Source organism: Chondromyces apiculatus DSM 436 (genome assembly GCF_000601485.1).
Taxonomy (GTDB): domain Bacteria; phylum Myxococcota_A; class Polyangia; order Polyangiales; family Polyangiaceae; genus Chondromyces; species Chondromyces apiculatus.
The window spans coordinates 31843-55218 of the sequence record NZ_ASRX01000072.1 but is presented as its reverse complement, the minus strand read 5'-3'; the positions used below and the strand labels follow the sequence as shown (position 1 = coordinate 55218).

Below are 23376 nucleotides of genomic sequence, written 5' to 3'. Positions count from 1 at the left end.
GATTCGTGACCGCGCCCCCCGCGCCGAGAGGCCCCTGCTCCAGGGTACGCAGCACCTAGTGGAAGTCGCGTGACTTGGCGGGTAGCCCGCCACCGCCGGGCATGTCGAGCCGCTCCAGCTCTCGCGCCAGCACGTGCACCACTTCCCCCTGACGCTCCAGCCTCCCCACCACCAGCATGATCTTCGCGTGGCGTGCCACCTGGTAGCTGTCGGCGAAGAGCTGCTTCTGCACGATCACGTTCACCGAGCCCGTCTCGTCTTCCAGCGTCACGAACGTCACCCCGCTCGCCGTCGCTGGCCGCTGCCGGCCCGTCACGATCCCGGCGATCCGCACGCTCTCCCCGTCGCGCATCTTCGGCAGCTCCTCGGCGCGCCGCACCCGCCGCCGCTTCAGCATCGCCCGCAGGTGCCGCATCGGGTGGTCGTCCACCGACAGCCCCACCCGCCCGTAGTCGAGGCTGAGCTGCTCGATCGGCGCCAGCGCGGGCAGCCCCACGTCCTTCCCTGCCTCCAGCGGCACCCCCTCGAACAGCCCCTCCAGCCGCGGCGCCCGTGCTTGCCACAGCGCCTCGCGCCGCGCCGGCACCAGCTCTCCCAGCGCCCCTGCCTCGGCCAGCGCCTCGATCTCGTTCTTCTTCAACCCGGCGCGCCGCACCAGGTCCTCCAGGCTCGTGAACGGCCCTTCGGCGCGCGCGACCACCACGGCCCTCCCCGCGGCCTCCCCGAAGCCCTTGATCAGCCGCATCCCCAGCCGCATCGCCGGCTGCGGCGTCCCTTCCCCGTTCACGCGCCTCCCCTGCCCCTTCGCGTCCCGCGCTCCCGTCGCCTCCGCTCCCCTCTCCTCTGCCGTCGCCTCTTCCCCTGCCGTCGCCTCTTCCTCTGCCGTCGCCTCTTCCCCTGCCGCCTCCTCCAGCGTGCAGTCCCAGTCGCTCCGCACCACGCACACCGTCCGCACCTCCACCCCGTGCCGCTGCGCGTCCTGCACCAGCGCCGACGGACTGTAGAAGCCCATCGGCTGCGAGTTCAGCAGCGCGCACACGAAGGCTGCCGGGTGGTGCACCTTCAGCCATGACGACGCGTACACCAGCAGCGCGAAGCTCGCCGCGTGCGACTCCGGGAACCCGTACTCCCCGAAGCCCTGCACCTGCTGGTAGAGCATCTCCCCGAAGCGCGCCGAGATCCCCCGCTCTGCGAAGCCGCGCAGGAGCCGCTCCCGGTGCCGCGAAAGCCGCCCGTGCTTCTTCCAGGCCGCCATGTCGCGCCGGAGCTGATCGGCCTCGCCGGGCGTGTAGCCGGCGCCGACCATCGCGATCTGCATCACCTGCTCCTGGAACATCGGCACCCCCAGCGTCCGGTCCAGGATCGGATCCAGGCACGGGTGCGGCGACACGGGCGCCTCCTCGCCGGTGCGCCGCCGCAGGTACGGGTGCACCATCCCGCCCTGGATCGGGCCGGGCCGCACGATGGCCACCTCGATCACCAGGTCGTAGAACGTCTTCGGCTTGAGCCGCGGCAGCATCGCCATCTGCGCGCGGCTCTCGATCTGGAACACCCCCACCGTGTCCGCGTGACCGATGGCCTCGTACACCTCCGGGTCTTCCGGCGGCACCTCGGCCAGGGCCAGGATGGGATCGAACTCCCCCCGCGCCGCGAGCGCCGCGCCGAGCGGCTCCATCGCCCGCGCGTGCACGAGGCCCAGCGTCTTCCGGATCGCGGTCAGCATCCCCAGGCCGAGCACGTCGATCTTGAAGAAGCCGAGATCGTCGAGATCGTCCTTGTCCCAGGGGATCACCGTGCGGCCTTCCATGCGCGCCGGCTCGATGGGCGCGACGCGGTGGAGCGCCTCCGACGACAGCACGAACCCGCCCACGTGGATCGACAGGTGCCGCGGGAACCCCTCGATCGCCTGCGCCATCAGCACCGTCTGCCGCACCCGACCGTCGTGCGGATCGAGCCCCGCCTCGGCCACCCGCCGCTCCGAGACCTCGATCTCGTGGTAGGTCGACAGCCCGCTCAACCTGTCGAGCTGGTCCTGCGACAGCCCGAACACCTTGCCCACCTCCCGCAGCGCGCTCTTGCCGCGGTAGCTGATCACCTCCGACACCATCGCCGCGCGCTCGCGCCCGTAGCGCGCGTAGATGTCCTGGATGACCTCTTCCCGGCGCTCGTGCTCGAAGTCCACGTCGATGTCGGGCGGCTCGTTGCGCTCCTCCGACAGGAACCGCTCGAAGAGCAGGTTCGAGCGCGCCGGGTCCACCGCCGTCACCCCGAGTACGAAGCACACCGCGCTGTTCGCCGCGCTGCCGCGCCCCTGGCAGAGCACCCGCCGCGCCCGCGCCATCTTCACGATCTCCTGCACGCTCAGGAAGTAGGGCGCGACCCCGAGCTTCTGGATGAGCAGAAGCTCCTTCTCGATCTGCGCGCGCACCCCCTCCGGCGTCCCCTCCGGGTAGCGCTCCTTGCAGCCCTCCATGGTGTGCCGCCGCAGCGCCTCGTCGGCCGACTCTCCCGGCAGACAGAGCGTGTCGCTCGGGAAGCTGTAGCGCAGCTCCGACAGCGAGAACCGGCAGCGCTCTGCCACGTCGAGCGTGCGCATCACCCACGACGGCTCCTCCCGGAACAGCGCCGCCATCTGCGCGGGCGCCCGCAGCGACGCCTCCCCGTTGGCCGCGAGCAAGGTCCCCGCCTGATCGAGCGTGGTCCCCCTCCGGATGCACGCCAGCACGTCGGCCACCGGCTTGCGCGAGGGGTGGTGGTAGAGCGGCCGCGCCGAGGCCACGACCTGCACCCCGAACCGCGCCGACGCCTCCCGCGCCGCCGCAGCGCGCGCCGGATCGCGCCCGTCGAGGCGGCGCCACGTGGCCACGTGCGCCCTCTCCCCGAACGCCTCCCGCACCGGACCGAGCACCGCCTCCCACTGCGCCACCGGCACCCTCGGATCGAGCGGCACCACCGCCGTAAGCCCCGAAGCGCTCGCCGCGATCGCCTCCGGCGAGATGCCCGCCGTCCCCTTCTCGTGCTCGGCGTGCGCCGCGGTGAGCAGCTTGCACAGGTTCGAGTAGCCGTCGTGGTCCTCCACGAGCAGCGCCACCGTCGGCGTCGGCACCACCCCGCCGGGCCCCGCGGGCGCGGGCGTGAGGCCGGCCTCCGCGGGCAGCTCGATGGTCAGCTCCGCGCCCACGATCACCCGCTGGTTCACCTTCTTCGCCGCGCTGTGCGCGCGCACGCTCCCGTAGAGGCCGTCCCGATCGCACAGCGCGAACGCCGAAAGCCCGATCTCGCTGGCGCGCTCGCACAGCTCCTCCGGGTGCGACGCCCCCTCCAGGAACGAAAAGCTCGACCGACCCAGCAGCTCCGCGAACGGCGTGCTCACTCGCACCACCCCTGCAGGAACGCTTCCCCCGTCGCGCGATCCACGTAGATCCACGCCTCACCCGCCGGCCCCGCCGAGCGCCCTTCCCCCGCCGCCGACAGCCGCGCGCCGCCCGCGCCGCCCGCGCCGCCCGACGTCGCGCCGCCCACGCCGCCCACTGACCCTGGCGCGCTCGCGGAGAACCACGCCTTGAAGTAGTCCCGCGAGACTGGCGTCGACGTCCACCACTCCACCCCGTCGAGCCGCATCACGAACCGCATCCGCTCCACCGTGAAGATCTGCCGCTCCACGGCCACGATCGCCCCGCGCCCCACCTGCCCGAGCGGGATCGGCCGCGGCAGCATCCGCGCTGGCGCAGGTGGTGCCATCCCCTCGACCCCGGCAGGCGCGGGCGCCGCGGCCCTGTTCGCCTTGTCCAGCGACGCTGGCGCGAGCCGCGAGCGTGACTCTGGCCGGTGCGCGTCCACCACCTCCAGCACCCCGATCCGCTCCGCCCCGATCTCGGCCGACAGCTCCGCGAGCAGCGCCGGCAAGCTGTCTGGATCGGTGCTCTGATCGCGCGACAGATCCATCTGCACCCGCCGCGCCGGCACGATCTGCGACGCCGTGAGCTTCACCCCCACTGCGGGCGCGAGCAGCGCGATCTGTTCGAGCCGCGCCTTGAGCGGCCGCAGCAGATCCGCCGCGTCGGCGAGCGGCGCCGGCAGCTCCACCGAGAAGCGCAGCCCCTCGCCGTCTTCCCCTTCCGCGAGCGGCCGATCCAGATCCAGCAAGCGCAGCCGCGACACCGACCGGTCGTAGGGGATCATCACCTCCAGCAGGCCCGCCGCCTCCCCGCGCGCCTCCAGCCTCGCCCCCACCCGCGACGTCATCCCCCGCAGCACGAAGAGCAGCGGCTCCGAGCCCTCCACGCTGTCCTCGAACGAGGTCTCCTCCTCCAGCACCCGCGGCGGCTGGAACGGCACGAGCGGCGCCGCATCGAAGCCGCCCGTGAGCGCCATGATCTCCGCCGCCGCCTTCCCCAGGCGCGCCGCAGCCGCTGCCCGCGGCAGCTTCGCCAGGTCCCCCACCTTGAGCAGCCCCACCCGCACCAGGAAGCTCGCCACCTCCGACTCCAGCGGCAGCGCCTGCACCGGCAGCGGCGCCAGCGCCTCGGCCCCGCGGCCCGCGGGCGCGATGAGGCCCCGCGACGGCAGCGCCCCCGCGCGCTCTCCATCCCCGCGCTCTCCCCGCTCTCCCCGCGAGCCCGATCCGTGCCCGCCCTCCGACACGCCCCACCGCGCCAGCGCCTGCGCGATCCGCGGCCCGTCCGAGATGCCGATGCGCGCCCGGTGTCCCAGCACCGAGAGCCGCTCCGCCAGCTCGTCGCAGAGCGCCTCCTCGCCCCCCACGAGGTGCGCCGCGCCCGTGATGTCGAGCCACACCGTGTCGTACGGACCGCGCCCCCACGCGCTGCGATCTCCCGGCTCGATGCGCGCGCCGAGCTGGATCGCCGCCGTCGGCCCCAGCGCCAGCGCAAGCTCCGCCACCCGCCCGAGCGCCGCGTCGATCTCCGCGAACGTCACCCGGTGGATCGCCAGGTGCGCCACCAGCGCCGACGCCTCCGTCACCCGCTGACCCGGCCGCACCCCGTAGCGCCGCGCCTCCTCGTCGACCACGTGGATCACCGCCGTCGCCGGCAGCCCCTCGCGCCCTTGCGCGGGCGACGACCCGACCGCGTGCACCGACTCTTCCAGGATCACCGCGAGCGGCGCCTTGCCCCTGTCCGCCGTCGACGCCGTGACCCGCTGCCGCACCAGCTCGCAGGCGAGCTGCGGGAGCACGATCGCCGCGATCCGTCTGGAAGGACCCATGACCGCCACGTTACGCGCTCCGCGGCCACGCGGCTGAGGTGGAGGCATCCGTGAGCGGCCCCCCCGTCGTCCGGAGCGGCACCGCCGAGGGCGCCGTGATCCGGCCCCGCCGATCCTTGGCCACACGCACCGACAGCCGCCCCTCGTCGAGCCTGTCCACCTCGATCCGCATCGCCACCGGCAGCGGCATCGGCCGCGCCGCCAGCCGGTCCGTCAGCAGGAGCACCGCCGCGTCGCTCCCCTCGACCGCCACCGCCAGCTTCCTCACCACGTTCAGCCACCGCCCGAGATCGGCCCCCTCCCCCGCGTCCGACCCCCGGGATCGCTCGTACCGACCGGCCGCCCGACCCCTCGCCTCCGGTGCTCCCCGGGACAGCCCCGCGGCCCCCCGCGCTCCGGGCACCCCCACCGTGTCCACCACGAGCAGCACGAACGCCCGGCTCGTCGCCATCCGCACCGCCACCCGCGCCAGCGACTCCAGCGGAGGCCGCACCACCAGGAGCCTGTCGAGATCGACCCCTGCCGCCGCGACCGCCGGCGCATACAGGGTCGAGGTCGCATCGATCCAGGCACACCACGCCCCCTGCGTCCCCTCCCCTCCCCGCAGCTTGGCCTCGGCCTGGGCCGCGGCGCACGCCGAGAGCGCGATCGAGGTCGCCCGGGCCAGCCCCCGCGGACTGGCGATCTCCACCACCCCTCCCCGGGGCAGGCCGCCTTCCGGCAGGACCTCGTTGATTTCTTCGAGGCCGAGCGGGAGCGCCTTGGCCCGAGGCTCGAGCTCGGGCAGGGTGTGGCGCAGCAGGTCCCGGGAGATTGTGGCGGGCAGCGGCATACTGAACACGTTACCAGTAAGCCCCGTCCGGGCCAAGTCCATGGACGGACAGGGAATGTCCTAACGCGATCCTGGCAGCCTACGAGCCTGTCCATGGCGCGCTCCATCCGTCACCGGAACCCCCTGCGCTGCTCGATCTCGCGTCCACGAGATCCGACGCGGTACGCTGCCCCCGTGCTCCGACGCTCCCTCCCCGCGTGGACCTTTTCCCTGCTGGCCGCCCTGTCGTCCGGCTGCCTCCCGGCCTCCCCCCCCTCCACCGCCTCCTCCACGGCCTCGGAACCACTGAACAGCTCCGGGGACCTGAACAGCCCCCCCGACCTGAACAGCACCGGGGCGTCGGAGGAAGCCGGGGACCGGGAAGACACCGCCGACACCTCCGGCGAGCGCGAAAGCCTCCGGCAGAAGCGCGGGGGCCCCTGGTCCGCCTGCTACGCGGACTTCGAGCCCGGAGACGATACCGTCGGCGATCTCGAACGGCTGACGACCGCGTGTGGCCCTCCCCTCGGCCTCGTCGCGGTCACCCCCATCCACGGCGGCGCGCTCCAGGGCGAGGGCGATCGCTCCGAGCGCTTCGCCTTCCGCGCCCGCGCCGGCCGCTGCTACCGCTTCTTCTCGGTGAGCACCCCCGAGGTGCGCGATCTCGACCTCGCCGTGACGGCCCCCGACGGTCGCCTCGCCGCTGGTGACGCTTCCGACGACCGCTTCCCCGTGGTGCCCCCGCGCGGCCCGCTCTGTGTCGAGGAGGACGGCGTCTACGGTGTCGAGGTCGCCGTGGTGCGCGGCCGGGGCAGCTTCGTGGTCCAGATCTGGGGCGACTGACGCCCCGGAAGCGGCGACGACGGCCATGTAAGGAGGACGGCGGCCTCTCCGAGGCTCAGCCTCATGCCTCCGGACCCATCGACCGATGCCTCCGGACCCATCGCCCGATACCTCCGGACCCATCGCCCGATACCTCCGAAGGTCAGCCCGATGCCTCCGGACCCATCGACCGATGCCTCCGAGGGTCAGCCCGATGCCTCCGGACCCATCACCCCATACCTCCGGACCCATCACCCCATACCTCCGGACCCTTCGCCCCATACCTCCGAAGGTCAGCTCCACCACTCTCCTGATCTCCACGGCGGGCCCCGCCGTCGACGACCTCGTCGCGGAGGTGCTAGGCTCCCGCCCCGTGAGTGCCTGATCCCGGCGCGGCATGCCGCGCCCTCCAATCCGCAGACGTCCTCTGACCGCCGCCGCCGGCGTGTCCCGTCTCGTCCCTGTTTGGAGCTGTGTCATGGCCTCGTTCTCGGGTGGATCTCACCGCGTCGCGCTCGCGTTTGCTTTCGTCATCACCGTGCTCGACGCCGTCACGATCGGCGTCATCGCGCCCGTCCTGCCGAGCCTCATCGAGGAGCTCTCGGGGTCGAGCGCCGACGCGAGCTGGCTCACGGGCGTGTTCGTCGCCCTCTTCGGGCTGATGCAGACCCTCGCGTCGCCCTGGCTCGGCGCGCTCTCCGACCGCTTCGGGCGGCGCCCGGTGATCCTGATCTCCACGGCGGGCCTCGCCGCCGACTACCTCCTGATGGCCTTCGCGCCGAGCCTCGGGTGGCTCGTCGTCGGCCGCATCCTCGGCGGCTTGACCTCGGCGAGCGTGGCCACCGTGTACGCCTTCATCGCCGACGTGACGCCCGAGGCGCAGCGGGCGCGCGCCTTCGGGCACCTCGGCGCTGCCTTCAGCGCGGGCATCATCCTCGGGCCGGTGCTCGGCGGCGCTGCCGGCGCGCTGGGGCCGCGGGCGCCGTTCGTGGTCGCGGCGGGGCTGAACGCGCTCGCGTTCCTCTACGGCGTGTTCGTGCTGCCCGAGTCGCTGCCCGTCGAGCGCCGCACGCCGATCTCGTGGAAGAGCGGCAGCCCGCTCGCCGCACTCGCCCTGCTCCGCTCGCACCCGGAGCTGCCGCGGCTGGCCCGGGTGAGCTTCGTCATGTACTGCTGCCACTACGTGTACCCGGCGGTGTTCGTGCTGCACGCGATGCACCGCTTCGGGATCGGGACCACGGCGACGGGTCTCCTGCTGACGTTCTCCTCGATCATCGACATGGGCGTGCAGATGGGGCTCATCGCCTGGACGGTGAAGCGCTTCGGGGAGGTCGTCACCCTGCGCGCCGGCCTGCTCTTCGGCGCCCTCGGGCTCGCCGGCATGGGCCTCGCGCCGAACCTCGGCACCTTCGTCGCGGCGTTCTTCCCGCTGGCGCTGGCGGGGCTGGCGATACCCGCCTTGCAGGCGCTGATGAGCCAGCGCGTCTCGGCGATGGATCAGGGCAAGCTCCAGGGGGCGAACACGAGCCTGCTCTCCTCCGCGGGGCTCGTCGCCCCTCTCGTCTTCGGCGCGGTCTACGCCTGGGCGCGCGCGCCGGAGCGCGGCGACACCTGGCTTGGCGCGAGCCTGGTCGGTGCGCCGTACCTGCTGGCGGCGGGGCTGTTCATGCTCTCCACGATCCTGAGCGTCGGGATGAAGGCGCAGGCCACGCGCGCGCCGTCGGCTGACGGCGTGTGACGCGAGCGTGACGCAAGAGCTGACCGATGACGTGGGGCGCGGAGCAGCGTTGCTGGTCAGCGCTTCACGCGGGCCGGCGGGCCTGCATGTTGAGGCGGATGTAGGCGAGGTTGTAGGGGGGCTCGTCGCGGGAGGACTGCGCGACCAGGGTGTCGAGGAAGGCCGCGACCGTGGCCTCGTCCGGGAGCCTCGCCAGGTGGTGGCGCAGCACCACGCGCTCGATGAAGATCCGGAACGAGGCGGCGTCCGGGAAGGGGGTCGGAGCCTCCTCCAGATCGGTCTTCACGTCCTCGAAGCCCGCGTCGCGGAGGCGCTCGGCGGTGCTCTCGGCCGACGCAAACTCCCACGGATCGGTCCATCCCTCGAAGAAGGGCGCGTACTCCGGGCGCTGCATGAGGGCCTCGGCGCGGTGGTGCACGAGGTGGAGGTTGCCGGCGCCGCCACACTGCGCGTGCAGGCGGCCGCCGGGGCGCAGGGAGGCGAAGAGGTTGCCGAAGAGGCGGCGGTGGTCGCGGATCCAGTGGAAGGTCGCCGTGCTGAACACGACGTCGACGGGCTCCTCGGCGGACTCCTCCTGGAGGTTGACGACCCGGAAGCTCACCCGGTCGCCGAAGGGCGCGAGCGTGCGGCGCGCCTCCTCCAGCATGTTCTGCGAGCGGTCCACGGCGACCACCCGACCCCGCGGAAGGCGCGCGCACAGCTCCGCCGTGAGCCGCCCCGAGCCGCAGCCGGCGTCCATGACCACCTCGTCGCCCTGGAGCGTGAGGCGGTCGAGCACGCGCAGGCCCCAGCGGAACTGCGGGTCGGAGATGCGGTGGTACGCGGTCGCGTCCCACTCGATGGGGCCCTCGGGCGTGCCGGGCGTGCCGGGGGCGGCGGTTCGCGTGGGGTCCGCGCTGGCGTCGTGAGGGTCGCGAGCGTCGCGGGTGTCGCCGGAGTCGCTGGAGTCGCTGGCGTGCTCGGTCATGGGGAGGACTTCCTTTCTCTCGGGGTTGAAGAATGGCAGACGTTGCGGGGCGGGAGAGGTGCTCGATGAAGGTCGCGCTGCACGAGCAGGGCACGAGGGTGGTGGGCACGGCGTTCGGGGCGTGCAGGATCGGCTGGAGTGCGCTGGGGCTGACGAGGGTGCGGCTCCTGGCGGAGAAGGAGAGGGAGGCGGAGGCGGCGAGCGCAGCCGAGGAGCGGGCGGCGGGCGATGGCGCGGGGCTGACGGCGGGTGATGGCGCGGAGCTGCCAGAGCGGGAAGACATGCCGGCGTTCGTGCAGGAGGCGGTGGCGCTGCTCGTGCGGCACCTCGGTGGAGAGCCTCAGGATCTCAGCGGGATTCCGCTCGACATGCGGGGGCTGCCGGACTTCCACCGGCAGGCGTACGAGGCGGCGCGGCGCGTGGAGCCGGGATGCACCATCGGCTACGGAGAGCTGGCGGCGGTGCTCGGGGCGCAGGGGGCAGCGCGCGCGGTGGGACAGGCGATGGCGAGGAACCCGTTCGTGGTGGTGGTGCCCTGTCACCGGGTGCTTGCTGCAGGTCGGCGGCCGGGAGGGTTCTCGGCGCCGGGTGGGCTCGATACGAAGGCGCGGCTGCTCGCGCTGGAAGGCGCAGCGCTCCCGCCAAGGCAGCTCTCGCTGCTCGGGTGAGCGCTGCGTCTGCGTGAGCGCTGCGCCTGCGGAGGAACGTCATCCCCTGTCACGAGCGTCGCGGGGTCTCTTTCAGGATGTCGCTGGGCGCGGTCCCACGTAGCGGGAATTCGGGCGGATCAGGCGGCCGGTGCGGCGTTGCTCCTCGACGTGGGCACACCAGCCGGCGATGCGGCCCACGGCGAAGGTGGGGGAGAAGAGCGCGCGGGGGAGGCCCACCGCTTCGAGGAGCACGGCCGTGTAGAACTCGACGTTGGCGCGCAGGGGGCGATCGGGGTGGCGGGCGGCGAGGGCCTTCTCGGCAGCCTGCTCCACGGCGCGGGACAGCTCGAGGCGGGCGGCGGCGCCGCCTCGGGCTTCGCGGAAGAGGCGCTCGACGGCGCGCTCCAGGACGGCGGCGCGCGGGTCGCGCACCCGGTAGATGCGGTGGCCCATGCCCATGATCCGGCGGCCTGCGGTGAGCTCGCCGTCGACCCACGCGGCAGCGCGATCGGCGGAGCCCACGGCGTCGAGCATGTCGAGCACCGGGCCCGGGGCGCCGCCGTGGAGCGGGCCCTTGAGGGCGCCGATCGCGGCGACCACGGCGGAGACGCGGTCGGAGCCGGTGGAGGTCACCACGCGCGCGGTGAAGGTGGAGGCGTTCATGCCGTGGTCGGAGACGGTGACCAGGTACGTGTCGAGCGCGCGGGCCTCGGCGTCGCTCGGAGGGGCGCCGCGCACCATGCGCAGCATGTCCTCGGCCTGCCGGAGGGAAGGGTCGGGCGCGACGGGCGCGTGGCCCTCGCGGCGGCGGGCCCAGGCGGCGGCGAAGGTCGCGGCGGCGCCAGCGAGCACCGCGGGGGCGACGTCACCGCCGAGGTGGGCCATCGCGGCGCGGAGCGCGTCCATGCCGTCGTCGGCGGCGAGGGCGTCGCCGAGACGATCGAGGCGCGCGAAGGCCTCGACACGGCCGGCGGCGAGGGCTTCCCGAAGCGAGTCGCGGCCCTCGGGGCGAGGCAAGGTGCCCGTCCAGAGCAGGCCGCAGAGGTCCTCGAAGGTGGTGCCCCCGTCAGAGGAGAGGGTCTCGAGATCGTAGCCGGCGAGGAGGAGGTGACCGCGCTCGCCGTCGACCTCGGAGAGGAGCGTGTCGGCCACCACCACGCCGTCGAGACCTCCGGCGCGCGCCTGCGCGGGAGGCGGCTTGGCGGAGGCGTCGGCGCTGCTCGCCGCCCCGTTCGCGCTGCCCGATGATTCGTTCGGCTCGACCTTGTTCGTGTCGCTCATGGGTTCCTCCATCATCACGTCGGCTGTCACTCACGCGCCGCGCGGTGCGACGCAGGGCTCCGGGCACACCTCGGCCTTGCAGAGACACCCGCCTCGGCGGGATCTCCGCGTCGTGGCCCACCAGGCCATCACGCTCGTGGTGCGCCCGTCAGGCGCGCCGCTCTCGCAGCTCACCCGTGCGGCAGGCCGCCATGGCCCCGCGTCGCGCGCCTCAACCGTCTCGCACCGTCTCGCTACGTCTCGCGCATGCTGCGCGGACACGGATAATGTTGGGGAGTGGGCAAGGTTGATCAATCTCGAATCGACAATCAACCATCCGACTACCTGACGGGCGAGGAGGCGGCGGCCCTGCTGGAGGTGAAGCGGGAGACGCTCTACGCCTACGTGAGCCGCGGGCTGTTGCGGGGCGCGCCGTCGGGTCGGGGGCGCGCGCGGCTCTACCTGCGCGCGGACGTGGAGCGGCTCAAGGTGCGCAGCGACGCGCGGTCGGGGCACGGGCCCGTGGCCGCAGGGGCGCTGCGGTGGGGCGAGCCGGTGCTGGAGTCGGCGCTCACCGGGATCGGGCCGCGGGGGCCGATGTACCGCGGGCACGACGCAGTGGGGCTCGCGCAGGCCGACGTGCCGCTGGAGGCGGTGGCAGAGCTGCTCTGGACCGGCACGCTGCCGGACGACGGCGGAGAGGCGGCGTGGGAGGCCGCGTGGGAGGGCGCGGCGGCGGCGGCGGCGGCGGCGTCGTCAGCGTCGTCAGCGTCGTCAGCGTCGTCAGCGCTGCCGGTCGAGGGGATCGCGGCGCTGCTGCCGGAGAGGGCGCATCCGTTCGCGTCCCTCGGGCTCTCCATCGCGGCGCTCGGCGCGCAGGAGCCGTCGCATGGGTGGGTCGCGGGCCAGGGCGTGGCGCTGGAGGACGAGCGCGCGCGGGGACGCGCCATCGTCGGGGCGCTCGCGGCGCTGGTGGGGCTCGGACGTGACGCGGAGGCGGTGCAGTCGGTCCGGGCAGCGCTGTCGGAGCGCTCGGTGGCAAGGCGGGTGCTGCGGGTGCTGCGGGCGCCAACGCTGCGGCAGGCGGCACCCAGCGGAGCATCGTCGGAGGAAGTGTCCCCGGACGAGGTGTCCTCCAGCGACGCCGCGCGCGCGATCAACCGTGCCCTGGTGATCTCGGCCGATCACGAGCTGAACGCCTCGACCTTCGCGGTGCGGGTGGCGGCGTCGGCGGGGGCCGACATGCACGCCTGCGTGGCGGCAGGGATCGCGACGCTCTCGGGGCCTCTCCACGGAGGGTGCAGCGATCGGCTGGAGGAGCAGCTCGACGAGGTGCGGGGCGCCGAGGACGCCGCGGCGCTGGTGCGGTCACGGATCGCCCGGGGCGAGGAGGTGGTGGGGTTCGGGCACCCGCTCTACCCCGAGGTCGATCCGCGCGCGGCGCTGCTCCTGGAGACGGCGTGGGCGCTGGATGCGGGCGCGGAGCTCGGGCCTCCTGTGGGCCGGGAAGCGACGCTCGCGGGCGTCGTGCGCGGGCCCGGCTGGAGGCCGCGTGGGGCGCGGCTCGCGGTGCTGCACGCGCTCATGGAGGCGATGCGGGCCGCGGGGCAGCCGCCGCCGACGCTGGACGTGGGCCTGGTGGCGCTCGCCACGGCGCTCGACCTGCCGCGCGGCGCGGCGGCGGGGTTCTTCGCGGTCGGGCGCGCGGTCGGGTGGATCGCGCACGTCTTCGAGCAGCGCGCGGCAGGCTTCCTGCTGCGACCCCGCGCGCGCTACACGGGGCCTGCAGGAGGCTCGCCGTGAGGAGAGGGATCTCGGAGCGCGAAGTCATACCTGTCCAGGAGTTCGCCGAGAAGTTCCGCGTGGATGGATTCGGTGAGTGCCCCGAGCTTCTCAACGTTGAGTTCTGACTTCACACGGTCGAACAGAGCTGCGCAGAAGCAGCTTGGATCGAGACGCGACAGATAGACGATGCCGTCAGGTTTGCTCGGATGTTCGTGTATCGAGAGCGACCAGCGCCGTGGTGACTCATAGGTGTTCTCTATGTCGGTCGTCAGACGTGCATCTGCGCCCATGCGGGCGAGCCCCGCACCCGTCAGGTCGACCAGGAGGAGCGGTCGCTTCGGCACGATCATGGACAGGCCGCGCGCCGCGATTTCTGCCCGTTCCAAGGTGCGGTTCTCGGGCAGCCTGCCAAGCGTCTCGATGAACGAACCTTGAATGTCCTTCGCTACATAGAGCACACCAAACTCTTCCGAGGGTGCGTCGAAGCGGTTCTCGTTGGAGATACTGAAGAACAGAGGGTCATGCTTGAGTCTGTAAATGCGAAACCAGCCATGCTCGTACTCTGTGATGGGGAGCGAGCGGCCTTTCCAGTCGGCAGGAGGATCTGGATGGGATCCCTTCACGGCCTCGCTCATGCAGCGCCCTGCTCTCCGAAGACGAGGGCGGCCTTGCGCACCTTGTCGACCGCGCCGTGGCGCAGCATCTGCAACGGGCTCTTCCCCTGCAACCGAGGGTTGCTGGTCAGGAAGAACCGCATCTGTGCGAGAGGGGGGTCGTCGGCAAGGAGCGGCATGATCTCCTCGATGCCCAGGAGCATATGAGGCCCGATGAACTGCCAGGATGGATAGCCATAGCCCTCTGGTTCAAGTTCTACGCCGAGCACTTTGCCTGCAGCACGACGCTGCTCCAGTTCCGCAGGCGTGATTCCGAGTTGCGTCGCCGCTTCCTCAACCTGGAGTGTTCCTCCCTCTGCAGCGAGAATCTCCTTCACCCCTTCCACGGCTCTGGCACGAGCAGGTGCGAGCGGGTCCTGAAACGTCCTGCCAGCACTCGGCTGCCTGAACGCGGTAAGGACTGCCATTGCAGCACTCGGTTGGCTGTCCATCTTGATCAGTTCCTCGAACTTCAACTCGGTCACGATCTGTGTGACTGCATCGAGGGAGCGCGCCAGGTTGCGCGTGAGGATCTTGGCCTGATGAGGAGTCCGCTCGACCTTTCCAAGGTGCTTGGCGACGAGCTTCTCGGCGAAGACGGACAGTTCATTCTCCACGCCCGAAGAGGCATCGAGATCTCCCGACTCGCTGGTGACAGCGGACGAATCCTTCGTCATGGGCATGAAGAAACTCTGTCGCTGCAGCTCTGACCCGTCAACAGCACAGTGCTGCACGAAGCAGCGCAGCGCCGCACAAAGACAGGCTGATTGCGAAGTGCTCTGGAAGCCGAGCGCGTAACTACGCTCCAGAGTTCATCCACGCACCGACGCTACAGATCGATCTGCATGCCCAGCTCCACCACGCGGTTCGGGGGGAGGCCGAAGTAGGAGGTGGCGGGGCGGGCGTTGCGGGAGATGAAGGCGAAGAGGGCCTTGCGCCAGCGGGACATGCCGGAGGTGCCGGTGGTGAGGAGGGTCTCGCGGCCCAGGTAGTAGCTGGTGCGGTGCGGGTCGACGGTGAGGCCGTGTGCCTTGCAGGCTTCGAGGAGCGAGGGGACGTGGGGGGTCTGCATGAAGCCGTAGAGGGCCGTGACCTGGAAGAAGCCCTCGCCGAGCTCGGCGACAGTGACGCGGCGCTCGGCGGGGACCTCGGGGACCTTGAGGACCTGGATGGAGAGGAGCACGACCTGGGCGTGGAGGACCTGGTTGTGCTTGAAGTGGTGGAGCAGGGCGGGAGGGGTGCCGTCGGGGTTCGAGGCCATGAAGACGGCGGTGCCGCGCACGCGGTGCGGGGCGGTGTTCTTGACGTCGTCGAGGAAGGTGGGGAGCGGGAGGAGGGAGCTCCGGAAGACCTCGGCGAGGTGTTTGCGGCCGGTCTTCCAGGTGGTCATCACGATGAAGATGGCGAGGCTCAAGGCCACGGGGACCCAGCCGCCGTGGATGAACTTCGCCCAGTTGGCGACGAAGAAGGGGACGTCGAAGGCGAGGAACAGGGCAGCGAGGGGGGCGGCCTTCCAGACGGGCCAGCCCCAGGCTTCGCGCACCACCACGTAGTAGACGATGGTGGTGACGGTCATGGTGCCGGTGACGGCGATGCCGTAGGCGGCGGCGAGGCCGCTGGAGCTGCGGAAGGCGAGCACCAGGAGCAGGCAGACCACAAGCATGATGTCGTTGATCTCGGGGATGTAGATCTGGCCGTGCTCGGTCTTGGAGGTGTGGACGATGGTGACGCGGGGGAAGTAGCCGAGCTGCACGGCCTGCTGGGTCAGCGAGTAGGCGCCCGAGATGAGGGCCTGAGAGGCGACGACGGCGGCGGCGGTGGCGATGGCGACCGTGGGGTAGAGGGCCCACGAGGGGACGATGGCGTAGAAGGGGTTCACGGCGGCGTCGGGGTGCGCGAGGAGGTGCGCGCCCTGGCCGAAGTAGTTGAGGAGCAGCGCCGGCCAGACGATGGCGAACCAGGTGCGCACGATGGGGCCGCGGCCGAAGTGGGACATGTCCGCGTAGAGGGCCTCGCCGCCGGTGATGCAGAGGACCACGGAGCCGAGGATGAGGAAGCCGTGCATCCTGTTCTGCACGAAGAAGTCGACCGCGTAGCCCGGCCACATGGCCACGAGCACGCCGGGGTTGCCCGCGATCTCCTTCAGGCCGAGGACGGCGATGACGATGAACCAGAGGAGGGTGACGGGGCCGAAGACCTTGCCCACGCCCTCGGTGCCGCGCTTCTGCACGAGGAAGAGGGCGAGGATGATGGCGCAGGTGATGGGGACGACGACGGGCTTGAGCTTGGAGGTGGCGATCTCCAGGCCCTCCATGGCGGAGAGGACGGAGATCGCGGGGGTGACCACGCCGTCGCCGTAGAGGAGCGCGGCGCCGAAGAGCACGACGAGGATGAAGAGGCCACGTCCGCCGCCAGGCTTGGTGGGGACGAGGGCGAGGAGCGCGAGGATGCCGCCCGCGCCTTCGTTGTCGGCGCGGGTGATGAAGGCCAGGTACTTGACCGTGACCACCATCATCAGAGACCAGAAGACGAGGGAGAGGACGCCGAGGATGTTGGCGGGCGTGGTGGCGACGCGGTGGAGGCTCGCGGGGCTGAAGCACTCCTTCACGGCGTAGAGGGGGCTCGTGCCGATGTCGCCGTAGACGACCCCGAGCGCGGCGAGCATGAGCGCCCATGTCCTGGAGCTGGAAGCACCCTCTCCGGCATGCGCCGTCGTCTGCGTCGTCATCGGCGGCGCATCCTAGTCGGCTCCCCGAGGCGCCCGTGAGGAGGATTCAGCGCGGGAAGAGGCTGCTTGCCGCGCCGCAGCATGGTGCGAACCAGCGCGCGCGGCGCGGTCTGCGAAAACAATTGACGCGAGAGGCTTGACGGTTCCACGCGAGACCCGCAGTCTGACCCGTCAGTCAACCATGCCGCGCGTTGCTGATCGTCGGGTGAAGATCGAGCTCCTCCGGGCCGCCGAGGCCGTTTTCTCGGAGCGGGGCCTCGCAGGGGCGCGCGTGGAGGACATCACCGGGCGCGCGGGGGTGTCGAAGGGGGCATTCTACCTGCACTTCAAGAGCAAGGAGGACTGCTTCCAGCAGATCGTGGAGGGCTTCGTGGCGCGGCTCGCGAGCTGCACGGAGCCGCCGGAGAATCTGCACGACGGCGCCCTGTGCTCGATCGAGGTCATCCTGGAGCGGCTGCGCGAGCACCACGTGGCGGTGCTGGAGTTCTGCTGGCAGAACCGCTCGCTCCTGCGGATGATGCTCGCGGGCGGCGGCGGCGCGCCGTACGCCTACCTGATCGACGAGTTCGCGACGCGCGTAGGCGGCAGGACGGAGCGGTGGCTGCGCGACGGGATCGCCATCGGCCTCTACCGGCCCGATCTGGATCCGGTGCTCGCAGCCGCGGTGCTGTCGGGCGGCTACGAGCGGCTCGTGCGTGAGCTCATCCAGCAGGACAAGCGGCCCGATCTGCTGGCCTGGTGCACCCAGGTCCACCGGCTCTTCCAGGACGGGATGCTCACCCCGGAAGCCCGCGCGATTCGTGACCGGCCGGTCACGAACGAGGTCCCGGCCGCCAAGGCGGGTTGAGCTGGCGCCACGGAGGCGCAGGCGGAGGGGAGGCGATCAGGCGGGTGGATCATCCGCGCGAGGCGCGTGAGGCGCGTGAGGCGCGTGAGGCGCGTGAGGCGCGTGAGGCGCGTGAGGCGCGTGAGGCGCGTGAGGCACGGTGCCCAGACAGCACGACATCCAGGGGTTCGGGGCGGTCAGCAGATGTGGCGCGACACGGCGTCGAGCAGCTCTTCGAGGCGGATGGGCTTCTTGAGGAGCTGCGCGGCGCCGAGCTTCTGGACCTTGTCGTCCTTGGGCGTCGCCGAGACGACCACCACGGGGATGTCGGCCACGCCCGGCTCGTTCTGCTGGGCCGCGCGGAACTGCCAGCCATCCATCACCGGCATCATCAGGTCGAGGAGGATGAGATCGGGCCGCTCCTTCGTGCGCAGCGTGGCCAGGGCCTCTTCCCCGTTCGACGCGTTGAGCACGGAGTAGCCCTCGTCCGTGAGCAGCTCGGTGAGCGTGTCCCGGATGTCTTGGTCGTCGTCCACGACCAGAATCGTTTTGCGATGGCCCGTCACGAGAGGGTCAATTTGTACGTCACAACGCCGGGGTGGCGAATCAGGGAAATCCCGGATCAGCTCTGAGGTGCCACGCAGATCTGTGTGCCCGCACGAGATGTGCCCGCGTCGGACCGGGCGCACCAGGCTGACGGAGGGGCGGGCCCCCTGGTAGCCTGGCATGGATGCCCGATCCCAGCCGTGTCGCGCTGCTCTCCATGGAGCCGGGGATCGTCGGCAACGACTACACGCCGTTCAGCTACGGGGTCCGGCGGCTGCAGGCCGCGCTCCTCGACGATCCGCGGCTCTCCGACGTGGAGGTGCACCTCGTCGAGTCCCAGAGCCGGGATCCGGAGGCCTGGGTGGCCGAGGTGGAGGCGTGCGACGCAGGGGTGGTCGGGTTCTCGACCTACACCTGGTCCTTCGCGACGTTCCTGGAGGTGGCGCGGCGGCTGAAGCGCGCGCAGCCCGGGCGGGTGATCGTGCTCGGGGGGCCGTCGGCGCGGCCGGCGATGTTCGCGCTCCCCCCCTGGCGCGCGGCAGTGGCCGATGTGGACGCGCTGGTGGTGACGGACGGGGAGCTGATCTTCAGGGACCTGGTGCATGCGCGGCCGCGGGGGCGAGAGGATCTGCGGGAGGTGCCCGGGCTCCACATCTCTTCGGCGGGGGGGTTCGTGGCGACCGCACCCGCGCCCGAGCTGATGCAGCTCGACGCCCTCCCCTCTCCTGCCCGGATGGGGCTCATTCATGGGGGCCGCACGGTGCCGCTGGAGACGTACCGGGGGTGTCCGCTGTCGTGCGCGTTCTGTCAGTGGGGGGATCTGAACCGGCCGGATCGGATCTTCTCGGAGGAGTACCTGGTCGCGGAGCTGACCGCGCTGCGCGACGCGGGAGCGCCGAGCGCGCAGCTCGTGGACGCGGCGCTGAACCTGAACTCGCGGGCGTTCCGCAACCTGGCGTCGGCAGAGCGGCAGGTGGGGCTGTTCCGGGAGGCGATCCTGTTCGCGTGCGTGTACCCGACGTACCTCACCGAGCAGCACCTGGAGTTCCTGAGCGGGGTGCCGCGGGCGTGCCTCGACGTGGGGCTACAGTCCTTCAACAAGGAGACGCTGGACACGAACCAGCGCCCGTTCAAGGAGTCGCGCTTCGGGCAGGTGATCGAGGATCTCTCGCGGCTCGCGCAGGTGGAGGTGGAGGTCATCCTGGGGCTGCCCGGCGACAGCCCGGAGGCGTTCCGGAAGACGGTGGAGCGCGCCAGGGAGCTGCCGTGCAAGGTGCGGGTGTTCCACTGCCTGGTGCTGCCGGACGCGCTGATGACCCGCGCGGCGCCGTCCTCCGCGATGACGTTCGATCCGCTGACGCTGCGCATGCAGTCGTGCCTCGGCTGGTCGGAGGAGGCGCTGGCGAAGGAGCGCGCCTGGCTCGTCGAGGAGGTGGGCCGGGTGGACGGGGAGATCGCGGCGGACATGTGGTCGTTCCCGGCGCCGAAGTACGCCCAGGAGCGGGCGGCGGCGCGGGCGGCGAGCGCGCGGACGGCAAGCGCACGGACGACGGGCGCGCGGGCAGCGAGTGCGCGGGCAGCGAGCGTGAAGACGGCGAGCGTGAAGACGGCGAGCGTGAAGACGGCGAGCGTGGGGACGGCGCGGGTCGTGGCGCAGAGCGAGCCCGGGTCGGAGGCGCTGCGGGACGTGCGGGAGAAGGTGTCGTCGGTGCTGCGGGAGGTGACCGGCGGGCTGTGGTCGCTGGTGGAGATCTCGACGATCACGGATGGCAAGGCGCGGCTCACGCTGACCGTGAAGACGCGCGAGGCGTCGGTGGTGGTGGAGGCGACGCCCGCGACGACCATGCCACGCGCGTACAAGGTGATCGACGGCGTGGCGTTCACCTACCGGATGGCGGCCGGGGGACGGCTCAGTGATGGAGCGGGGCGGCTGCTCGATCGGGTGCTCCGGCGGCTGCACGGGAGCGCGCGGGAGGTGCTCGGCCTCGGCGCGGCCGAGGTGGACGCGGACAACGCGAGCCGCGTGGGCGACGCGAACGGCGCAGGAGGCAAGGGCGCGGAGGCGCATGGGGCCGCGCCTGTGGATACGAGCGCGGTGTCGTCGTCTCCCGCAGTGCCGGCGGTCAAGGCGGTGAGGCGTCTGCCGGTGGCGCCGTGAGCGCGGTCCCCGCCCCAGCAGTGGGCGAGGACAGGGGGCCACTGTCGCGCAACGCCACGACGGGTGCCTACCGGGAGCTGTTCGCGGCGTGGGGCCTCTGGCAAGGGGAGGCGGCGCCAGCGGTGGCGATCTCACTCGCGCGGGTGCTGGCGCGGTTCGAGGAGGATCGCGGTCGGTTCGGGGACGTGCTGGAGCCTTCGCTGTCGTGGGAGAAGGGGCGCGCATCGTGGCGCAGGCTCTCGTACGGGCTGCCGGGGTTCCGCGGGCGCGCAGGCGGTGGAGGCGCCGAGGAGGGGGCCGACGCGCTGCGGATGCTGTGCGGGCCGTTCGGGGGAGCGGTCGCCGCGCAGGTCGAACGGGTGGTGCGCGCCGCGCGGCATCCGGCCGTGGTGCAGCCGATCTTCGGGCTCGCCGACGATGGGCCGGGGGCGCTGCGGATCAAGCTGTACCTGCAGCTCCATGACGGGGCCGGGGACGCTGCGGTGGCGCTCACGGAGCGCTTGCTCGGGGCGCGCCTCGCGGGGCGCTTGCCGGTGGGGGCGGCGCTGCACCTGGTGGGGCTGGATCTCGGCGCGCACGGGGATCTGACCGGGGCCAAGCTCTACCTCCGGCATGCGCGCGTGCCGCTCCGCGAGGTGGCGGCGCGGATCGGGCCGGTGCCTTTGCTGGAAGCGCTCGGCGAGGCGCTCGGCGAGGCGCTCTCCACGAAGCCTCGCACCACGGCGCAGGCAGGGGCGTCTGGCGGGGCGGGGGGCGCGGTGCTCCGGGAGGTGCTCGCCATTCACCGGCTGGAGGGGCCGGACGATGCGGGGGTGGAGCGGCCGGTGGAGATCGACGTGGCGGTCGGGGACACGGGGCTCGGCTGGCCCGCGCTGCGGGCGCTGTTGCCGGTGGCGGCGCGGGGTGAAGGGAGCGCGCTCGCGCGGCTGGAGGCGGCGGTGCCGCTGGTGCCGAGGCGGCTGTCGACGCCCGTGGGGCGCGACGACAAGGTGAACCTGTACTACGTGCTCGGGCCGGAGGTCGCGCGGTGAGCCTGATCCGCATCGCCAAGGATCGCTACCTGAGCCGGGAGTTCATGCTGCTCGAACAGGAGCGGCTCTGGGCGCGGGTGTGGCTGCTCGCGGGACACGCCGGGCTGCTCGACGGGCCAGGGAGCTTCTTCACGTTCGAGACCGGCGCGGAGACCCTGCTCGTCACGCGCGGCGAGGGGGGAGAGGCGCGCGCGTTCCACAACGTCTGCCAGCACCGGGGGACGCGGCTGTGCGCCGAGGATCAAGGGCGGGCGGCGCGGTTTCGCTGTCCCTACCATGCGTGGACCTACGGGCTCGATGGCGCGCTCCTGCAGGCGCCCGGGGTCAAGGCGCCGCGCGAGGCGCTGCCGCGGGGGCTGCCCGAGGTGCGCTGCGAGGTGCTCGGGGGGTTCGTGTGGGTGTGCCTCGCGGACGATCCAGAGCCGCTCGAGACCTTCCTCGGGCCGCTCCTGCCAAGGCTGCTGGCGTACGAGGCCGAGGCGTACCGGCTCACCCACGATCAGACCGTGGAGATTGCCTGCAACTGGAAGACCTCGGCGGACGTGTCGAACGAGGCGTACCACCTGCGGGTGCTGCACCCGGAGCTGTGCGCGGTGGTGGACGATACGCAGATCGTCGTGGAGCGCCTGGGGCTGCACGGGAGCATCACCGTGCCGATCGGGGCGCCATCGCCAGGGACGCCGCACGCGGGGACCGTCGCGGGGCCGCTGCGGGAGCTCTTGCGGCAGAGCGGGCTGGATCCGGCGCAGTTCGCGGGGAACCCGGCGGCAGCGAGGCCGGCGCTGCTCGCTGCGGCGAAGGCGCGGGCGGGGGCGGAGGGGATGGCGCTCCGGGGGCTGGACGACACGCAGCTCCTCGACAAGCACCAGTACTACGTGTTCCCCAACGTGCAGCTCAACTTCACGCTGCGGACGCTGGAGATCTACCGGCACCGGCCCCACCCGCACGACCCGCAGCAGATGTACTTCGACGAGCAGGCATACGAGCGCGCGAGCCCCGGGGCCGCGGGGCGGGCGGGGGCGCGGGCGGTGCCGGCGCGGCGGCGCATCAAGCACGGGGAGGCGCCGCTCGGGCCGGTGATGGGCGCCGATGTGGATCTGCTCCCCGAGCTGCAGCGCGGGATGGCGTCGCGCGGGGTCGCGGAGCTGCTCCTCACCGAGGGGGAAGCGGCGATCGAGACGATGCACCGCGGGCTGGATCATTACCTTTTCGGGGCGGAGGGGGCGGCGCAGACAGAGCGGGCGGCGCGGCCGGGGCCTCGCGGGTGATGCTCGACGAGGGGTCGCGGCGCGCCTTCGCCGAGGAGGGCTACCTGGTGCTGCCGGACGCGGTGCCGCGGGAGGCGTGCGAGGCGCTCTGCGCACACGTGTCGGACCTGATCCTGCGCGTGGCCGGGGAGCACGCGCGTGGGGAGCGCGGGGTGTCCGAGGAGGCGGGGTTCTGGGCGTCGCTCCGCCGCTCGGCGCACGAGGTCGAGGTGTTCCTGGATCCCGCGGTGGGTCCACCCCGCGCGCTGCCGCCGGAGAGCTGGGAGAGGGCGGTGACGCGCATCGGCCACGGGCTGCACCGCGTGGACGCGCAGTTCGGGGCGCTGTGTCGGTCGGAGGCGGTGGCAGGGCCGCTCGCGGCGATCACGCCGGAGCCGGCCGTGGTGGTGCAGACGGCGGTCATCTACAAGCAGCCGCGCAGCGAGGTGGTCCAGTTCGGCTTCCACCAGGACTCCTGGTACCTGAGCGCAGAGCCGGACACGCTGGTGCTGGCGTTCGTGGCGCTCGACGACATGGACGAGGAGAACGGCTGCCTCGCGGTCATCCCCGGCAGCCACCGCGAGGGGCTGGGGACGCGCCTGGTGCTCGGCGACAAGGGCTACGTCTCGCTGGGGCGCACGCAGGGGCTGCCCGCGCCACGTCACCCCGAGCGCGCGGTGCTGCTGCCGGCGGCGAAGGGGACGATCATCCTCGCGCACGGGCGCACGTACCACGCCTCCGGTCCCAACCGCTCGGACCGGCCACGGCGCGCGTTCATCGCGCACGCGCTCGGCGCCGGATCGCGGATGCAGGCGTCGAGCTGGATCCAGGCGCCGCCCGGGGGATTCACGCGCCTTGCCGAAGCGGACGAGCAACAGAGGGCGGCGACTCGCGCTCCCGAGGGTAGATGACTCCACCTTGGCTGACG

The 23376-nt window shown here is 72.2% G+C and carries 18 protein-coding genes; 9 read left to right on the top strand and 9 right to left on the bottom strand.

Features of this window, described 5'->3' with window-relative positions:
- Window positions 1-55: 55 nt before the first annotated feature.
- From CAP_RS34640 to CAP_RS46200, 3 genes are read right to left on the bottom strand one after another with little or no spacing between them, the layout of a single operon-like run.
- Entirely contained in the window at window positions 56-3373 is a 3318-nt protein-coding gene (locus CAP_RS34640) for an error-prone DNA polymerase (RefSeq protein ID WP_052376524.1), read from the bottom strand.
- On the bottom strand, window positions 3370-5226 hold the full coding sequence (locus CAP_RS55330; protein WP_156041409.1) for a DinB/UmuC family translesion DNA polymerase: 1857 nt from the start codon (window positions 5224-5226) through the stop codon (window positions 3370-3372). Before CAP_RS55330 ends, CAP_RS34640 begins: the two co-directional genes overlap by 4 nt.
- 10 nt (window positions 5227-5236) lie before the next feature.
- A complete protein-coding gene (locus CAP_RS46200; protein ID WP_052376523.1) occupies window positions 5237-6058 on the bottom strand; it encodes an ImuA'/RecA-like NTPase in 822 nt (273 codons plus the stop codon).
- Between the two features lie 174 nt (window positions 6059-6232).
- Between CAP_RS46200 and CAP_RS34625 the strand changes: the two genes are divergently transcribed.
- Both CAP_RS34625 and CAP_RS34620 read left to right on the top strand, forming a co-directional pair.
- Entirely contained in the window at window positions 6233-6880 is a 648-nt protein-coding gene (locus CAP_RS34625; RefSeq protein ID WP_044248809.1) for a hypothetical protein, read from the top strand.
- Between the two features lie 457 nt (window positions 6881-7337).
- Window positions 7338-8597 carry a TCR/Tet family MFS transporter gene (locus CAP_RS34620; RefSeq protein WP_044248806.1) on the top strand — a complete coding sequence of 420 codons (1260 nt, stop codon included), beginning with the start codon at window positions 7338-7340 and terminating at the stop codon, window positions 8595-8597.
- Between the two features lie 64 nt (window positions 8598-8661).
- Here CAP_RS34620 and CAP_RS34615 read toward each other — a convergent pair whose 3' ends face one another.
- Window positions 8662-9564: a class I SAM-dependent methyltransferase gene (locus tag CAP_RS34615; RefSeq protein WP_081865572.1), complete on the bottom strand. Its 903-nt coding sequence runs from the start codon at window positions 9562-9564 to the stop codon at window positions 8662-8664.
- Window positions 9565-9629: 65 nt separating this feature from the next.
- Between CAP_RS34615 and CAP_RS54395 the strand changes: the two genes are divergently transcribed.
- On the top strand, window positions 9630-10232 hold the full coding sequence (locus tag CAP_RS54395; protein WP_044248803.1) for a methylated-DNA--[protein]-cysteine S-methyltransferase: 603 nt from the start codon (window positions 9630-9632) through the stop codon (window positions 10230-10232).
- Window positions 10233-10304: 72 nt separating this feature from the next.
- Here the strand turns inward: CAP_RS54395 and CAP_RS34605 are convergent, their stop codons facing one another.
- Window positions 10305-11495 (bottom strand): citrate synthase, encoded by a 1191-nt coding sequence (locus CAP_RS34605; protein ID WP_081865571.1) that lies wholly within the window; start codon window positions 11493-11495, stop codon window positions 10305-10307.
- A gap of 276 nt (window positions 11496-11771) precedes the next feature.
- On the opposite strand from CAP_RS34605, the gene CAP_RS34600 reads away from it, so the two are divergent.
- On the top strand, window positions 11772-13277 hold the full coding sequence (locus tag CAP_RS34600; RefSeq protein ID WP_231511863.1) for a citrate synthase family protein: 1506 nt from the start codon (window positions 11772-11774) through the stop codon (window positions 13275-13277).
- Here the strand turns inward: CAP_RS34600 and CAP_RS34595 are convergent.
- The 3 genes from CAP_RS34595 to CAP_RS34585 form a co-directional block, all read right to left on the bottom strand.
- On the bottom strand, window positions 13247-13894 hold the full coding sequence (locus CAP_RS34595) for an RES family NAD+ phosphorylase (protein ID WP_044248801.1): 648 nt from the start codon (window positions 13892-13894) through the stop codon (window positions 13247-13249). The genes CAP_RS34600 and CAP_RS34595 overlap by 31 nt on opposite strands.
- Window positions 13891-14595, bottom strand: a complete 705-nt coding sequence (locus tag CAP_RS34590; RefSeq protein ID WP_156041408.1) for a hypothetical protein — start codon at window positions 14593-14595, stop codon at window positions 13891-13893. The genes CAP_RS34595 and CAP_RS34590 overlap by 4 nt, the downstream gene beginning before the upstream one ends.
- Window positions 14596-14741: 146 nt before the next feature.
- Window positions 14742-16640 carry a potassium transporter Kup gene (locus CAP_RS34585; RefSeq protein ID WP_044248798.1) on the bottom strand — a complete coding sequence of 633 codons (1899 nt, stop codon included), beginning with the start codon at window positions 16638-16640 and terminating at the stop codon, window positions 14742-14744.
- Window positions 16641-16845: 205 nt separating this feature from the next.
- On the opposite strand from CAP_RS34585, the gene CAP_RS34580 reads away from it, so the two are divergent.
- On the top strand, window positions 16846-17487 hold the full coding sequence (locus CAP_RS34580) for a TetR/AcrR family transcriptional regulator (RefSeq protein ID WP_231511862.1): 642 nt from the start codon (window positions 16846-16848) through the stop codon (window positions 17485-17487).
- A gap of 176 nt (window positions 17488-17663) precedes the next feature.
- On the opposite strand, the gene CAP_RS54390 is transcribed toward CAP_RS34580, so the two are convergent.
- Window positions 17664-18002, bottom strand: coding sequence for a response regulator (locus CAP_RS54390; RefSeq protein WP_231511861.1), 339 nt, complete (start codon window positions 18000-18002; stop codon window positions 17664-17666).
- Between the two features lie 194 nt (window positions 18003-18196).
- Here CAP_RS54390 and CAP_RS34570 point away from each other — a divergent pair, with 194 nt between their 5' ends.
- The 4 genes from CAP_RS34570 to CAP_RS34550 are packed head-to-tail and all read left to right on the top strand — an operon-like array spanning window position 18197 to window position 23359.
- Entirely contained in the window at window positions 18197-20170 is a 1974-nt protein-coding gene (locus CAP_RS34570; protein WP_052376521.1) for a B12-binding domain-containing radical SAM protein, read from the top strand.
- Entirely contained in the window at window positions 20167-21201 is a 1035-nt protein-coding gene (locus CAP_RS34565; protein WP_156041407.1) for a hypothetical protein, read from the top strand. Before CAP_RS34570 ends, CAP_RS34565 begins: the two co-directional genes overlap by 4 nt.
- A complete protein-coding gene (locus tag CAP_RS46195; RefSeq protein ID WP_052376520.1) occupies window positions 21198-22469 on the top strand; it encodes an aromatic ring-hydroxylating oxygenase subunit alpha in 1272 nt (423 codons plus the stop codon). Before CAP_RS34565 ends, CAP_RS46195 begins: the two co-directional genes overlap by 4 nt.
- Window positions 22469-23359, top strand: coding sequence for a phytanoyl-CoA dioxygenase family protein (locus CAP_RS34550; RefSeq protein WP_231511864.1), 891 nt, complete (start codon window positions 22469-22471; stop codon window positions 23357-23359). Before CAP_RS46195 ends, CAP_RS34550 begins: the two co-directional genes overlap by 1 nt.
- Window positions 23360-23376: the final 17 nt, after the last annotated feature.

Excerpts from the sequence above, each read along its gene's own strand:
- CAP_RS55330 (WP_156041409.1), bottom strand. The coding sequence starts at position 5,226 with ATGGGTCCTTCCAGACGGATCGCGGCGATCGTGCTCCCGCAGCTCGCC.
- CAP_RS46200 (WP_052376523.1), bottom strand. The coding sequence starts at position 6,058 with ATGCCGCTGCCCGCCACAATCTCCCGGGACCTGCTGCGCCACACCCTG.
- CAP_RS34620 (WP_044248806.1), top strand. The coding sequence starts at position 7,338 with ATGGCCTCGTTCTCGGGTGGATCTCACCGCGTCGCGCTCGCGTTTGCT.
- CAP_RS34615 (WP_081865572.1), bottom strand. The coding sequence starts at position 9,564 with ATGACCGAGCACGCCAGCGACTCCAGCGACTCCGGCGACACCCGCGAC.
- CAP_RS54395 (WP_044248803.1), top strand. The coding sequence starts at position 9,630 with ATGAAGGTCGCGCTGCACGAGCAGGGCACGAGGGTGGTGGGCACGGCG.
- CAP_RS34605 (WP_081865571.1), bottom strand. The coding sequence starts at position 11,495 with ATGAGCGACACGAACAAGGTCGAGCCGAACGAATCATCGGGCAGCGCG.
- CAP_RS34595 (WP_044248801.1), bottom strand. The coding sequence starts at position 13,894 with ATGAGCGAGGCCGTGAAGGGATCCCATCCAGATCCTCCTGCCGACTGG.
- CAP_RS34590 (WP_156041408.1), bottom strand. The coding sequence starts at position 14,595 with ATGCCCATGACGAAGGATTCGTCCGCTGTCACCAGCGAGTCGGGAGAT.
- CAP_RS34585 (WP_044248798.1), bottom strand. The coding sequence starts at position 16,640 with ATGACGACGCAGACGACGGCGCATGCCGGAGAGGGTGCTTCCAGCTCC.
- CAP_RS34570 (WP_052376521.1), top strand. The coding sequence starts at position 18,197 with ATGCCCGATCCCAGCCGTGTCGCGCTGCTCTCCATGGAGCCGGGGATC.
- CAP_RS34550 (WP_231511864.1), top strand. The coding sequence starts at position 22,469 with ATGCTCGACGAGGGGTCGCGGCGCGCCTTCGCCGAGGAGGGCTACCTG.